Annotated in this window: 15 protein-coding genes; 9 read left to right on the forward strand and 6 right to left on the reverse strand. The window is 65.6% G+C overall.

The features are described from left to right. Window positions 1-95: 95 nt before the first annotated feature. Complete coding sequence (locus HDG37_RS08870) at window positions 96-1,328, reverse strand: ABC transporter substrate-binding protein (protein WP_184046187.1); 1,233 nt, start codon at window positions 1,326-1,328, stop codon at window positions 96-98. Window positions 1,329-1,644: 316 nt separating this feature from the next. Here HDG37_RS08870 and HDG37_RS08875 point away from each other — a divergent pair, with 316 nt between their 5' ends. The 4 genes from HDG37_RS08875 to HDG37_RS08890 all read left to right on the forward strand — a co-directional run bounded on the left by HDG37_RS08875 (window position 1,645) and on the right by HDG37_RS08890 (window position 5,875). Continuing rightward, window positions 1,645-2,442, forward strand: coding sequence for an SDR family oxidoreductase (locus HDG37_RS08875; protein ID WP_184046188.1), 798 nt, complete (start codon window positions 1,645-1,647; stop codon window positions 2,440-2,442). Window positions 2,443-2,520: 78 nt separating this feature from the next. Continuing rightward, the gene (locus HDG37_RS08880; protein ID WP_184046189.1) at window positions 2,521-3,603 is read left to right on the forward strand and encodes an ABC transporter ATP-binding protein; all 1,083 of its coding nucleotides are present in this window, start codon (window positions 2,521-2,523) and stop codon (window positions 3,601-3,603) included. A 94-nt stretch (window positions 3,604-3,697) separates the two neighbouring features. Beyond that, window positions 3,698-4,561 carry a MurR/RpiR family transcriptional regulator gene (locus HDG37_RS08885; RefSeq protein ID WP_184046190.1) on the forward strand — a complete coding sequence of 288 codons (864 nt, stop codon included), beginning with the start codon at window positions 3,698-3,700 and terminating at the stop codon, window positions 4,559-4,561. 78 nt (window positions 4,562-4,639) lie between these two features. Then, the gene (locus HDG37_RS08890) at window positions 4,640-5,875 is read left to right on the forward strand and encodes a YbfB/YjiJ family MFS transporter (protein ID WP_184046191.1); all 1,236 of its coding nucleotides are present in this window, start codon (window positions 4,640-4,642) and stop codon (window positions 5,873-5,875) included. Window positions 5,876-5,898: 23 nt separating this feature from the next. Here HDG37_RS08890 and HDG37_RS08895 read toward each other — a convergent pair whose 3' ends face one another. The 5 genes from HDG37_RS08895 to HDG37_RS08915 form a co-directional block, all read right to left on the reverse strand. After that, window positions 5,899-6,273 (reverse strand): GtrA family protein, encoded by a 375-nt coding sequence (locus tag HDG37_RS08895; protein ID WP_184046192.1) that lies wholly within the window; start codon window positions 6,271-6,273, stop codon window positions 5,899-5,901. Continuing rightward, on the reverse strand, window positions 6,270-7,019 hold the full coding sequence (locus HDG37_RS08900) for a bifunctional 2-polyprenyl-6-hydroxyphenol methylase/3-demethylubiquinol 3-O-methyltransferase UbiG (protein ID WP_184046193.1): 750 nt from the start codon (window positions 7,017-7,019) through the stop codon (window positions 6,270-6,272). Before HDG37_RS08900 ends, HDG37_RS08895 begins: the two co-directional genes overlap by 4 nt. 17 nt (window positions 7,020-7,036) lie before the next feature. Further along, window positions 7,037-8,098, reverse strand: a complete 1,062-nt coding sequence (locus tag HDG37_RS08905; protein ID WP_184046194.1) for a glycosyltransferase family 2 protein — start codon at window positions 8,096-8,098, stop codon at window positions 7,037-7,039. 13 nt (window positions 8,099-8,111) lie between these two features. Further along, the gene (locus HDG37_RS08910; RefSeq protein ID WP_184046195.1) at window positions 8,112-9,398 is read right to left on the reverse strand and encodes a glycosyltransferase family 87 protein; all 1,287 of its coding nucleotides are present in this window, start codon (window positions 9,396-9,398) and stop codon (window positions 8,112-8,114) included. 130 nt (window positions 9,399-9,528) lie between these two features. Further along, window positions 9,529-9,834 (reverse strand): hypothetical protein, encoded by a 306-nt coding sequence (locus HDG37_RS08915; RefSeq protein WP_184046196.1) that lies wholly within the window; start codon window positions 9,832-9,834, stop codon window positions 9,529-9,531. A 237-nt stretch (window positions 9,835-10,071) separates the two neighbouring features. Between HDG37_RS08915 and HDG37_RS08920 the strand changes: the two genes are divergently transcribed. The 5 genes from HDG37_RS08920 to cpaB all read left to right on the forward strand — a co-directional run bounded on the left by HDG37_RS08920 (window position 10,072) and on the right by cpaB (window position 12,228). Then, entirely contained in the window at window positions 10,072-10,284 is a 213-nt protein-coding gene (locus HDG37_RS08920) for a hypothetical protein (RefSeq protein WP_184046197.1), read from the forward strand. Between the two features lie 100 nt (window positions 10,285-10,384). Then, window positions 10,385-10,555, forward strand: a complete 171-nt coding sequence (locus HDG37_RS08925; protein WP_184046198.1) for a Flp family type IVb pilin — start codon at window positions 10,385-10,387, stop codon at window positions 10,553-10,555. Between the two features lie 68 nt (window positions 10,556-10,623). Beyond that, on the forward strand, window positions 10,624-10,794 hold the full coding sequence (locus HDG37_RS08930) for a Flp family type IVb pilin (protein WP_184046199.1): 171 nt from the start codon (window positions 10,624-10,626) through the stop codon (window positions 10,792-10,794). A gap of 30 nt (window positions 10,795-10,824) precedes the next feature. Then, window positions 10,825-11,367, forward strand: coding sequence for a prepilin peptidase (locus tag HDG37_RS08935; RefSeq protein ID WP_184046200.1), 543 nt, complete (start codon window positions 10,825-10,827; stop codon window positions 11,365-11,367). 36 nt (window positions 11,368-11,403) lie between these two features. Continuing rightward, window positions 11,404-12,228, forward strand: coding sequence for a Flp pilus assembly protein CpaB (cpaB, locus tag HDG37_RS08940; protein ID WP_184046202.1), 825 nt, complete (start codon window positions 11,404-11,406; stop codon window positions 12,226-12,228). The last annotated feature ends 46 nt before the right edge of the window (window positions 12,229-12,274 follow it).

Genomic DNA, 12,274 nt, shown 5'->3' on the forward strand with positions numbered 1-12,274 from the left:
GGCTCGAATGTGGGAGTGGCGCGGCGCAACGCACGGCGCTTTAGCTACGGCGCCGCGCGTCCCCTGTTCGTCTCGTTACTGTCAAAAACCGCGTATCAGTGACCGAGCGACTTGTTCGCCTGCGCAGCGGCCGCATTCAACGCTTCCGCCGGTTGCGCCTTGTTCAGGTAGATCGCCTGCATCGCGTCGCTCACGGCCTTCGCGGTGTCTTCCCAGCCGGTCACGGTCGGCGCGAAGTGAGCCGTGGGCAGCAGCGCGATGAATGCCTTGATGTCCGGATCGTTGAACGCCGGGTCAGCCGCTTCGGCCTTCGTGGTCGGCAGGAAGCCTTCGGTCGTCGTGAACTCGACGCGCGGTTCCTTCGTGAACAGATAGTCGAGGAACTTCCACGCGGTCTTCTTCACCTTCGAGTTCTTGAACATCACGATCGAGTCGGTGACCGCGTAGGTGGCGTGCGTCGTGCCCATCGGCACCGGATCGATGCCGTACTTCAGGTTCGGCGCTTCCTTCTTGATCTGCTTGGCGAGGAACGGCGCGGAGATCACCATCGCGACGCGGCCCTGCTTGAACAGGTTCTGCACGTCTTCGCGGCTATAGCCGGTGACGCCCGGTTGCGTGAGACCCTGGTCGATCATCTGCTTGTACATCGTCGCGGCCTTCACGCCCGCCGGCGAATTGAACGCGGCCTTGCCGTCCTTGCCGACCACGTCGCCGCCCATCGTCCACAGCGCGTAGTAAAAGTAGACGTCGGTTTCGATTTCCTTGCCTTGCAGACCGAAGCCGGCGATGCCTTGCGCCTTCAGCTTCTTCGATGCATCGATCACTTCATTCCAGGTCTTCGGGCCGTCGGGGTAGCCGACCTTCGCGAGCAGATCCTTGTTGTAGTACAGCGCGCGCGCGGAAGCGGCGATCGGCAACCCGTAGGTCTTGCCGTTGATCTGGCCGGGAGCCAGGAACGGACCGATGAAGCGGGCCTTGAAGTTCGCGTCCATATAACCGTCGAGCGGCTCGGCGACGTCGTCCTTCACGAAGTCGAGCAGCCAGCGCGTGCCGACGATCGCGAGGTCCGCGTTGGCGCCGCCGGAGATGTCCGTTTGCAGCTTCTGTTGCAGCGTGTCCCAGTTCACGTCTTCGATCTTGATGGTCGTGCCGGGGTTGGCCTTCTCGAAGTTGCGGGCCATTTTCTCGAAGTACGGCGCGGTCGCGTCGCTGTAGTGAGCGACCGTCACGCGGACCGTCTCGGCATGGGCCGAGACGGCGATACCTGCAAACGCGAGCGCCACGGCGACTTTGCCTAGCGCGAGGGAAGCACGGGCATGCAACGACATTTCTCTCTCTCCTGTGGGTGGTTTGCTGCCGTCGCCGGCCGCCTTGGGTAAATTGTTTGAAAAAATCCTACATGACGCAAAATAGCTTGTCACGTAGGGTCTGCGATATTTTTTCTCGGGCTGTTTTGTGCATAAGATGCTGTAACGCATGGGGTATTCTGCACGGCGCGACGGGGTGGAAACCCACTCTTCGGGATGGCCGGCAGCCGTCGGGTTGGATATGTAGGAAATTTACAGCGTTGCGGGTGGCGCGAGCCGGGTGGCGGACGGCGCCGGCAAGACGGCCGAAACGGCCAGGCCAACGAGCGAGGAACACATGGATCGTGTCGTATTGGTAACGGGCGCATGCGGCGGTATTGGCAGCGTGTTATGCGAGCGCTTCGTCGAGGCGGGTGACACCGTGCTCGCGCTCGACATCGACGCGAGCGCGCTGCAATCGTTGAGCGGGCGACTCGGCGCGCAACGGGGCGCGCAACAGGGCGCAGACAAGGTCGTGCCGGTCGCGGTCGATCTCGGCGACGCCGCTGCGGTGCAGCACGCGGTGGCCGCGGCGGTCGCGCAGCGTGGACCGGTCGACGTGCTGGTCGCGAACGCGGGCGCGGCGCTCGGCGCGTCGCTCGCGAGCACCGACGCCGCAAGCTGGCAGCGCGACATCCATCTGAATCTGAACGGCACGTATCACACGGTGGAGGCGGTGCGCGCGTCGATGATCGAACGGCAGCGCGGCGCGCTCGTGCTGATCGGCTCGGTGAACGGTCTCGCCGCGCTCGGTCATCCGGCATATAGCGCCGCGAAGGCCGGCCTGATCAGCTATACGAAGGCGCTCGCGCTCGAGCTGGGCCGCTTTGGCATTCGCGCGAACATCGTGTGTCCGGGCACTGTGAAGACGCAGGCGTGGCAGGCGCGTGTCGAGAAGAATCCGCAGGTGTTCGAGGAACTGAAGAAGTGGTACCCGTTGCGCGACTTCGCGACGCCCGACGACATCGCCGATGCGGTGCTGTTTCTCGCATCGCCGCAAGCGCGCGTGATCACCGGCGTCGCGTTGCCGGTCGACGGCGGCTTGATGGCGGGCAACCGCCTGATGGCGCAGGAGCTGACGCTGGAGTCGTTCTGAGCCGCGCGCGGCGCGTGCACTACGGCACCGGCAATACAACATCGGCAATACAAGACACAGCAAGACAATGAGGACAGCATGGCAGCAGTGCAACTGAGCGGCATCTTCAAACGCTATGGCGACACCCAGGTCGTGCACGGCATCGATCTCGACATCGACGACGGCGAGTTCGTCGTGCTGGTCGGTCCGTCGGGCTGCGGCAAGAGCACGCTGATGCGGATGGTGGCCGGGCTCGAGGAAATCAGCGGCGGCGATCTGATGATCGGCGGCACGCGCGCGAATACGCTCGCGCCGCAGCAGCGCAACATCTCGATGGTGTTCCAGAGCTATGCGCTGTATCCGCATCTGTCAGTGTATGAAAACATCGCGTTCGGGCCGAGAATCCGCAAGGAATCCTCGGAGAAATTCAAGCCGCGCATCGATGCGGCCGCGAAGATGCTGAACCTCAGTGACTATCTGGACCGCTTGCCGCGCGCATTGTCGGGCGGTCAGCGGCAACGCGTGGCGATGGGCCGCGCGGTGGTGCGCGAGCCGTCGCTGTTCCTGTTCGACGAACCGCTGTCGAATCTCGACGCAAAGCTGCGCGTGCAGATGCGCACCGAAATCAAGGCGCTGCATCAGCGCTTGAAGAACACGGTGATCTACGTCACCCACGATCAGATCGAAGCGATGACGATGGCCGATCGCATCGTCGTGATGAACGCGGGACGTATCGAGCAGATCGGCCGTCCGCTCGAACTCTATGACCGGCCGGCGAATCTGTTCGTCGCGAGCTTCCTCGGCTCGCCGTCGATGAATTTCGCCGAGGGCGTGATCGTCAATCGCACGCAGGGTGCGGGCCTCGCGTTGAAGCTCGCGGACGGCAGCGAGGTCGCGCTCGAAGGCACGCCTGCGTCGGCCGTGGTCGGTGCGAAGGTCACGCTCGGCGTGCGGCCCGAGCACGTCGAGATCACGACGCAGATACCGGATGCCGCGCTCGACGTCGAAGTGATCGAGCCAACTGGCGCCGAAACGCACCTGTACGGGAAAATAGGCGGCGCCTCGTGGTGCGTGACCACGCGCGAGCGCTCGAAGATCGAGCCCGGTCAGCGTGTCGCGCTGCGTCTGCCGGCCGAACACATCCATCTGTTCGATACGGAGAGTGGACGCAGGCTGGTCTGAACCGCGTGCGGTTTGAACTTCGACCAGGCCGATTGAAGCCGAACAAGCTGCGAGCGACGCGGATCCATATGAAACAGCCCCTAAGGAACACCGGGTGTCCGCACCGAACTTGATTCCCCACATCCGCAACGCACTCGCGAGTCTGCGGCCCGCCGAGCGCAAGGTCGCCGACATGGTGCTCGCCGACGTCGACTTCGCGATGCGCGCGAGCATCACCGAACTCGCGCAGCGCGCCGACGTGTCCGAGCCTTCCGTCACGCGTTTTTGCCGCGCGATCGGTGCGCACGGTCTGCGCGACTTCAAGATGCAGCTCGCGCAGAGCGTCGCGGGCGGGCTGCCGTATGCATCGACCGCGGTCGCGCGCGACGACGACGTGCAGACCTTGATGGACAAGGTCGGCGAAGCGGCGATCGACGGCATCACGCATGCGCGCGGCGCGCTCGATCCTGCCGTGGTCGAAAGCGCGATCGCGGCGCTTTCGAGCGCCCGGCGCGTGTTTTTCTTCGGCGTGGGCTCAGGCTCGGGGCTCGTCGCGCAGGACGCGGCGCTGCGTTTTTTGCGCATCGACATCGCGGCGGCCGCGTTTACCGATGGTCATTTGCAGCGCCTATACGCGGGTCTGATGGAGCCGGGCGACGTCGCGTTTGCGATCTCGCATTCGGGGCGCAGCGTCGAAGTGAATGAAAGCATCCAGATCGCGAAGGAGCGCGGCGCGACGACGATCGCGCTGACCAACGTCGGCTCGCGACTCGCATGGCTCGTCGATATTCCGCTGCTGCTGCGCGTGGCGAGCCCGATCGATCCGAACACGCCGGGCGTGTCGCGGCTCGTGCATCTGTGCATCATGGATGCGCTTGCGATCGGCGTCGCGCTGAAGGCCGGGCCCGAGACGCTGGAAAAGATGCGCCACGCGAAGGCGCGGCTCATGCCGCATGAGCCGGAAGGGGCGGGCGGGTAAGCCGCGCACATTCCGCGACTTTCGTCGTCGCTCCAGGTAGAATCGGCTCGCAGCGTTCCCGTTTACGTCCGTCCGCCCATGCCCTCCCGTTCCGCCGACACCGCATCGCACGCCCCATCAACGACCACCGCCGAACGTGTGCCGACCCTGCTGCTGGCCGCCGCGCTATCGCTCGGCAGCGCGACAGCGCTCGGCTTCGCGCGCTTCGCGTACGCGCTGCTGTTGCCGTCGATGAAACTCGACCTCGGCTGGAGCTTCGCGCAGGCCGGCGCGATGAACACCGCCAACGCGCTCGGCTATCTGCTCGGCGCGCTCGTGTTTCCGCGCCTCGCGCGCCGCTGGTCGGCCGGCGCGCTGTTCGCGGCCGGTTGCGTGCTGACCGCGCTGCTGATGGCCGGCAGCGGCCTCACCGCCAGCACGTATGCGCTGCTGACGCTGCGCGTGATCACCGGTGCGAGCAGCGCGGCGATCTTCATCGGCGGCGGCGTGCTTGCGGCGCGGCTTGCGTCGGCGCGACCGCGCGACGCGGGGCTCGTGCTCGGTCTGTATTACGGCGGTACCGGCTGGGGGATCGTCGCGTCGTCGGTGCTGGTGCCGGTGACGATCCTTGATGCCGCCCACGGCTGGCAATTCGCGTGGTTCGCGCTCGCGGCGGCCTGCGCGCTATTCGCCGCGGTCGCGATCGGCGCGTCGCGCAGAATCGAGCGCGCGTACTCGAGCGCGGCGGCTGCGGCGCATGCAGCCGCAGCCACCCCCGCCCCGGGCTGGCCGCACTTCGCGGCCGCGCTCGCGGGCTACGGACTTTTCGGCGTCGGCTATATCGGCTACATGACGTTCATCGTCGCGCTGCTGCGCAACGCCGGCATGAGCGCGGCGGTCGTCACCGGTTTCTATCTACTGCTCGGCGCGGCGACCGTGGTGTCGGCGCGGATCTGGTCGACGCTGCTCGATCGCATGCGCGGGGGCCAGGCGCTCGCCCTGCTCAACGCGCTGCTGGCGATCGCGACGCTGCTGCCCGCGCTCTTCACGCAGCCGTGGGTCGCGTTCGTTTCGGGCGCGCTGTTCGGCGCGACGTTCCTGTCGGCGGTCGCGTCGACGACCGCGTTCGTGCGTCACAATCTGCCCGCGAGCCACTGGGCGAAGGGCATCAGCGCCTTCACGATCGTGTTCGCGGTCGGGCAGATCGTCGGGCCGGTCGTGATCGGCTGGGTGTCGGATGGCGCCGGGCTCGCGCGCGGGCTCGTGTATTCGGCGCTGCTGCTGGCGGCCGGCGCGGTACTCGCGGCGTGTCAGAAGGCGTTGCGCGCGACGTGAGTCGCCTTGTGCGTGCTTCGTATTCAGCGATACGTCCAGCACCGATGCGCGACGAACGTGAGCGGCGGCACCACGCACACGACTAGCGCGATGCCGAGCGCGGGCGGCCCGCCCGCAAGCTGCGTCAGGTGCGATACGAGCGCGGTCGACGTCAGGCCGCCCAGCGACACGACCACGAACCGCCCAGCGTTCAGCAACGCAGGCAGCGCAGAAAAACTCCAGAACGTGTTCAACAGATAAGAGGCCGCCGTCGCCCAGGTATACGCGATCGCGTTGGCCCACGGCGGCGACATGCCGGCGTCCGCGATCAGCGTCAGCGCAATGCATACATGCAGGCCGGTCGCAATGACGCCGCTCGCGCCAAAGCGCATCAGCCTGACCCGTTCGACCGGCATCATCGCGACGCTCCCTCGCGCTTGCGCAGGATCGCGAACAGCGATACGCCATAAGGCAGCGGCGCATGCGCGAGCCAGTGGCGCTCGGCGCTGAAGATGCGGTACAGCGCCGCGTTGAGCAGCCACGGCGGAATCGCGTCGCCGCTGGAATGCTTGCGACGCAGCAGCCGGTCGGCCCAGCGCGCGGCCACTGCGACCGGATACAGCAGCGTGTTGAAATAGCTGATGCGTTCGACTTCGTAGCCGGCCACGGCCGCGCAGCGCATCAGCGAGCCGCGGCTATAGCGACGGTGGTGGTGCAGGAAAACATCGTGCGCACTCCAGAGACTTTGTCCGGCTGGCACCGTCACGATGATGCGGCCTCCCGGCGCCAGCAGGTCGCGCATGCGCCCGAGCGAGCCGGCGTCGTCGGCGATGTGTTCGAGGCAGTCGAAGAAACAGATCAGGTCGAAGCGTTCGCCGTTGAACGGCACGTCGTCGGGGCAGTGGCCCGCGCGGATGTCGAACTGGTTGCCGGTCTTGCGCGCGCTCAGCGCCCGAGCGGTCGGGTCCATCTCGAGGCCGCTGACGGCGCCGAAGCCGGCCAGCATGTCGAGGTTGCCGCCGGTGCCGGAGCCCACTTCGAGCACGCATGCGCGACGCGGTAACGCGAGCCGTTCGAGCAGCGTGCGCAGCACGTCGCGCCGCGCGCGAAACCACCAGTGCCCGGCTTCGGTCTCGGCCATTTCGAGGTAGGCATCGGGAGACATGGTGGACTCCTCCGCTTTCAGTGGCCGACTACGCGAAACCGCGGCGCGGCACGCCTGCGTGTCAGTTCGACGCGCGCCACGTGCGCCGCGCGCGCATCCTGACGCACGCCCGGCAACATGCTGACCTTGCTCTTCGCCTGATAGCGACGCCGCACCAGATAAACGGGCCGTTCCTTCGACTCGTAGTAAATGCGGCCGACGTATTCGCCGATCACGCCGATGCCGATCAGCTCGATGCCGCCCATGAACAGCATCACCGAGATCGTGGACGCGTAACCGGGCACCGGATTGCCCGACCACAGCGTGCGGGCGATGACGAACCCGCCGTAGACGAACGCGAGTGTCGCGATCGACAGTCCGATATAAGTCCAGCTGCGCAACGGTACCGTGCTGAAGCTCGTGATGCCTTCGAGGGCGAAGTTCCACAGCCGCCAGCCGGAGAACTTCGAGTGACCGGCGCTGCGCGGCTCGCGCTCGTATTCGACGATCACGGTGCGGTAGCCGACCCACGCGAACAGGCCTTTCATGAAGCGACGGCGCTCCGGCAGGCTGCGCAGCGCGTTGACGACCTGCCGATCGATCAGCCTGAAGTCGCCGACATTCTCCGGCAGCTTCACTTCGGACAGCGCGTTGTGCACGCGATAGTAGAGCGCGGCCGCCGTGCGTTTGGCGAACGTATCGCACAGGCGGTTCGTGCGTTTGGCCGCAACCACTTCGGCGCCCGCGAGCCAATGCTCGACCATCACCGGGATCAGGCTCGGCGGGTCCTGCAGGTCCGCGTCGATCGGAATCACCGCATCGCCGAACGCTTCGTCGATGCCGGCGGTCAGCGCCGCTTCCTTGCCGAAGTTGCGCGTCAGGTCGATCACGCGAATGCGCCGGTCGCGGCCGCTCTGCGCGATCAGCCGATCGAGCGTCGCGTCGCTGCTGCCGTCGTTGATGCAGACGATCTCGAAGCGCGTGCCGTCGATCGATTCCAGCACCGGCACGACCGCCGCGAAGAAGCGTTCCACCGCGTCCTGCTCGTTGTAGAACGGCACGACGAGTGAGATCAGTGGCGTGCTTGTATGAATTGGCATGACGCTTCCCCGTTTATCGAATGATTCGAACCGCGTGCGAATAGGTGAGGGTGGTGCGCTCGCCGCGTTCTTCGTCCATCACGCGCACGCGGCGCACGACCATCAGCAGCACCAGCAGCAGAACGATCGGGCCGATCTGCGGCAACTCGGCCGTGCGGTTGAAAAGTTCATAGACCGGCAGCAGCCACGCGAGCGCAATCACACTCTGCTCGCCGCGCAGCCAGCCTTTGTCGATGCCGAGCGCGGTCAGGCAGGCCGTCGCGATGCCGAGCCACGCCAGTTCGTAGTGCCACACGTAGGGGTTCGTCAGCAGCGTGGCGACGACGAGGCTTGCCGCGCGCAGCCGCGTGTCGCGCGTGTTTCGCCACACCTGCCATGCGGCTGCCGCGGCGATGAGTCCGACGCAGGCCTGGGCCGCAAAGGCGGCGGCGATCGGCGCACCGCCCTCGCGCAGCACCGCGAACGCGGTCGGCGATGCGAGCCAGTAACCGCGGCATTGCTCGAGCAGCGTCTCACGCGCAATGCCGGTGTTGAGGAAGAAAAGCCGCACCGATTGCACGCCGCATATCAGCACGCTGAACGCGCCGAACAGCGCCGCGCTGAACGCGGCGGCCGCCAGTGTGCGCCATGCGCGTGCGGCAATCAGCACGAGCGGAAACAGCACGGCCATCTGCGGCTTGATCGCGAGCAGACCGAGGCACAGCCCCGCGCGTACCGGATGCCGCCGCAGCCAATGCAGCGTGAGCGCGGCGATGCCGGCGGTCAGCAGCGAGTTCTGGCCGAAGATGGCTGGCACGAACACGCACGGCGAGGCCGCGACGACGAACCATGCGAAGCGCGAGCCCCTGAAGCTGTCGGCAAGGCCCGACACGCGCAGCGTGCCCGCGCTGAGCAGCACGATGCCGCCGCCGACGAACACGAAGTACATGACGAGCTGCGGTAACAGCGCGAGCGGCGCGATCAGCACGAGGAACGTCGGCGGATAAAGCCAGGGCATCACGCTGTCGCGGCTCACGTTCGTGAATAGCGCGCGCTGTAGCTTGTCGAACGACGCGTGGTCATAGACCTGCATGGCCGAACCGTGCAGCAGTCCATACGAGGCCGACCAGAAAATCGAAAAATCCTCACCGGGACGCGTGAGCCGCGGGTCGGTGAAGCCGTGGCTCGCATAGGCCCACAACGCGATGATCCCCACGTACAGCACGCACATCCCGCAGCAGTAGAAGACGATGCGCTCGGGCGTAAGCCAGCCGTGAATCTCGCTGTCGCCGCTGCGCATGCGTAGTTGTGATGCGTACATGATCCCCGCCCCCGCGTGATCCGGATCGGGTCTATTGACCCGCCGTTCGTTCTGTTTATAGGTCTCGTCTTGTATGTGTCGGCGCGTGACATCGAATTAAAAACCGTGTCGTTGCGCTGAACCGGTCAGCTCATTGTTGGCGGAAATTGATGCGACTTTCAAGCTCGCGTTTTCCTGGCCGCGCGCCGCGCACTGCCGATTCGGTCAAATAGCGGGCCAAACGGCCAGCTTTATGTGCGCCAACGCACCAAGCCGTCTCGCCGATGAGACGCTTTGGACCGGCGCGCCCTTCGGGAACGGCGATTTTTCGATGGAATTTATTTTTTACCGGAGCAGGGAAAGTCCTGGGAAAAAAATGCCGAGCCTTGCCCGGCGGGGCATTACGCGATCCGCGAAGTGTTCGGCGGGTCAGGCAAAACGTTGCGCATTCGGACATTTCGGACGCGAATATGGCGCGAGGCTCGGGGCCAGTCGGCTCGAACCCGCGTCGTTACGCTGTTTCCGCAAAGCTGGTCCCGTCCTTGCAATAGGGAGTGCGCGGAAGTCGACGACACGATGCTGCGGACCCGAACAGGCAGCACACCATGGCGAGAGAGGGAGCCAACGTCGACTGACTAGCGGATGCCGGCCTCGAGCCGACGCCAAGAAAAGAATCACGAAAGACGGGGGATGTATGCACAACAAGATCACGCGAGTGCGCGGCGATACCAGGCCCGTGTGCGGCGCACATCGTGCGGCCATGCTGCGCCAGCGGCACGCGGCCGCGATGCTGCGGCTCGCCCGGCAGCTGCCGCTTCACTTTCCCCGTTTCCTCCAGTTCGTGTCGCCCAGCGTTGCGACCATGCGGATCAAACACCGCGCGACGCTGACCGGGCGGCGAAACTAGCCAGCAGCTTCCCGCAGTTCCCTGCAGTGCCCGCAGTCCCATCGCCCACGCCAATCATGGTAACGGGTTCCATTAGTTAGTTTTCCAGAGGAGTCGAATCATGAAGAACATCATCGCTGCCGCAGCCCGTTTCGTTCGTGACGAAGACGGCGTGACCGCCATCGAATATGGGCTGCTCGCCGGCCTGATCTCGCTGTTGATCATCAGCGGCGCGACATTGCTCGGCACGCATCTGCAGACGATTTTCAACAACCTCGCGGCCTCGGTCTGAGTCCTCCAGTCGACGGACGAACCTCGCGATTCGTCCGTCCCCTTCCCACTGGAAAAAGGAGGTCTGTCATGAAGAACCTGATTGCTCGCGCAGCACGTTTCATTCACGACGAGGACGGTGTGACCGCCATCGAATACGGCCTGCTCGCCGGCCTGATTGCACTGCTGATCATCGGCGGCGCGACCACGCTCGGCACCAACCTCAGCACGATCTTCAACAATCTCGCTGACTCGGTCTGACGCGGCTCAATCATCCTTGACGAGGTCATCATGACGCTGCCACCTCTGCCACCGCATCCTGTACCGTTGTGCGTGATCGTGCTGGCGATCGTGGCCGCGAGCACGGATCTCACTGCGCGGCGCATTCCGAATCGCCTGATCTCACTCGGACTCGCCGTCGCGCTTGCCGTGCAGATGTCGATTCACGGGCCGCTCGCCGGCGCGCTCGACTGGTTGATCGGCGCGGCGTGCGGCCTCGCTTTGCTGTTGCCGTTCTATCTGCTGGGCGGCATGGCCGCCGGCGACGTGAAGCTGCTGATGATGATCGGCGCGTGGGTCGGCCCCGCGCTGACCTGGCGGATCGCGCTCGCCACTTTTCTGATCGGCGGGATCTGGTCTCTGCTGATCGTGCTGTGTCGCGGCCGCTTCGCGCGTTTGCTCGCGAATCTGCGGCAACTGATCGGCGGCCTCGTGGTCGCGCCGCTCACACAGCCGAACCTGATCGATGCGCAGTCCGAATCGGTCGGGTCGATTCCCTACGGCGTCGCGATCGCGGCCGGAACCCTCGGAATGCTGTTCGCGGCCGCGCTATAGCCGGACGTTTCCACTGAACGATGCGGGAGTGTTGCCATGAAAAACAGTCGGGCTTTAGTGATGCTGACGATCGCCGTGCTGGCGGGCCTCGCGGCCGTGAGTTTCGCGTCGCGCTGGCTGCTGCAGACGTCGTCGGGCGCGGTGACGTCGGTCGCGGTGGCGTCGTCGGAAGTCAGCCTCGGCCAGCCGCTGAACCAGAACCTGATCCACATGGTCAGTTGGCCGACTTCGAGCGTGCCGCCCGGTGCGTTTGTCGACGGCAAGGCGCTTGAAGGGCGCGTGCTGCTGACGAGTCTCGCGCCCGGCGAGCCGGTGCTCGAATCGAAGCTCGCGCCGCAGGGCACGAAGGGTGGCTTGTCAGCGGTGATTGGTGAAGGCAATCGCGCGATCACCGTGCGCGTGAACGACGTGGTCGGCGTCGCGGGCTTCGCGCTGCCGGGCAACTACGTCGACGTGATCGTCAATACGCAGCAGACGAACAAGACCGACACGCCGCAAAGCATCTCGAAGATCGTGCTCGAAAAGATCCTCGTGCTGGCAGTCGCGCAGCAGGTCAGCCGCGATGACACCGCGCCGAAAGTGGTCAACGCGGTGACGCTCGAGGTGACGCCCGAGCAGGCCGAGAAGCTCGACCTCGCGCGCAGCGTCGGCACGCTGTCGCTGGTGCTGCGCAATCAGGTGGACAAGCAGACCCCGAGCACCGGCGGCGCGACCAAGCTGACCTTGCTCGACGTGCCGGCTTCGGCGCCGGCGGCGCCCGATGTGCATCCGGTGCGCACGCACTATGCGGCGCGTCCGGCGCCCAGGCGCGATTGCGTCGGCGTGCTGTCGGGGGTGACGGGCAGCGTCGAATGTTTCTAGCGCGGTCGCGGCGCGCGGGTTTGCGCGAGTTCACGTCAGGCGCCGC

This window comes from Paraburkholderia sp. MM5384-R2 (assembly GCF_014201025.1).
Taxonomy (GTDB): domain Bacteria; phylum Pseudomonadota; class Gammaproteobacteria; order Burkholderiales; family Burkholderiaceae; genus Paraburkholderia; species Paraburkholderia tuberum.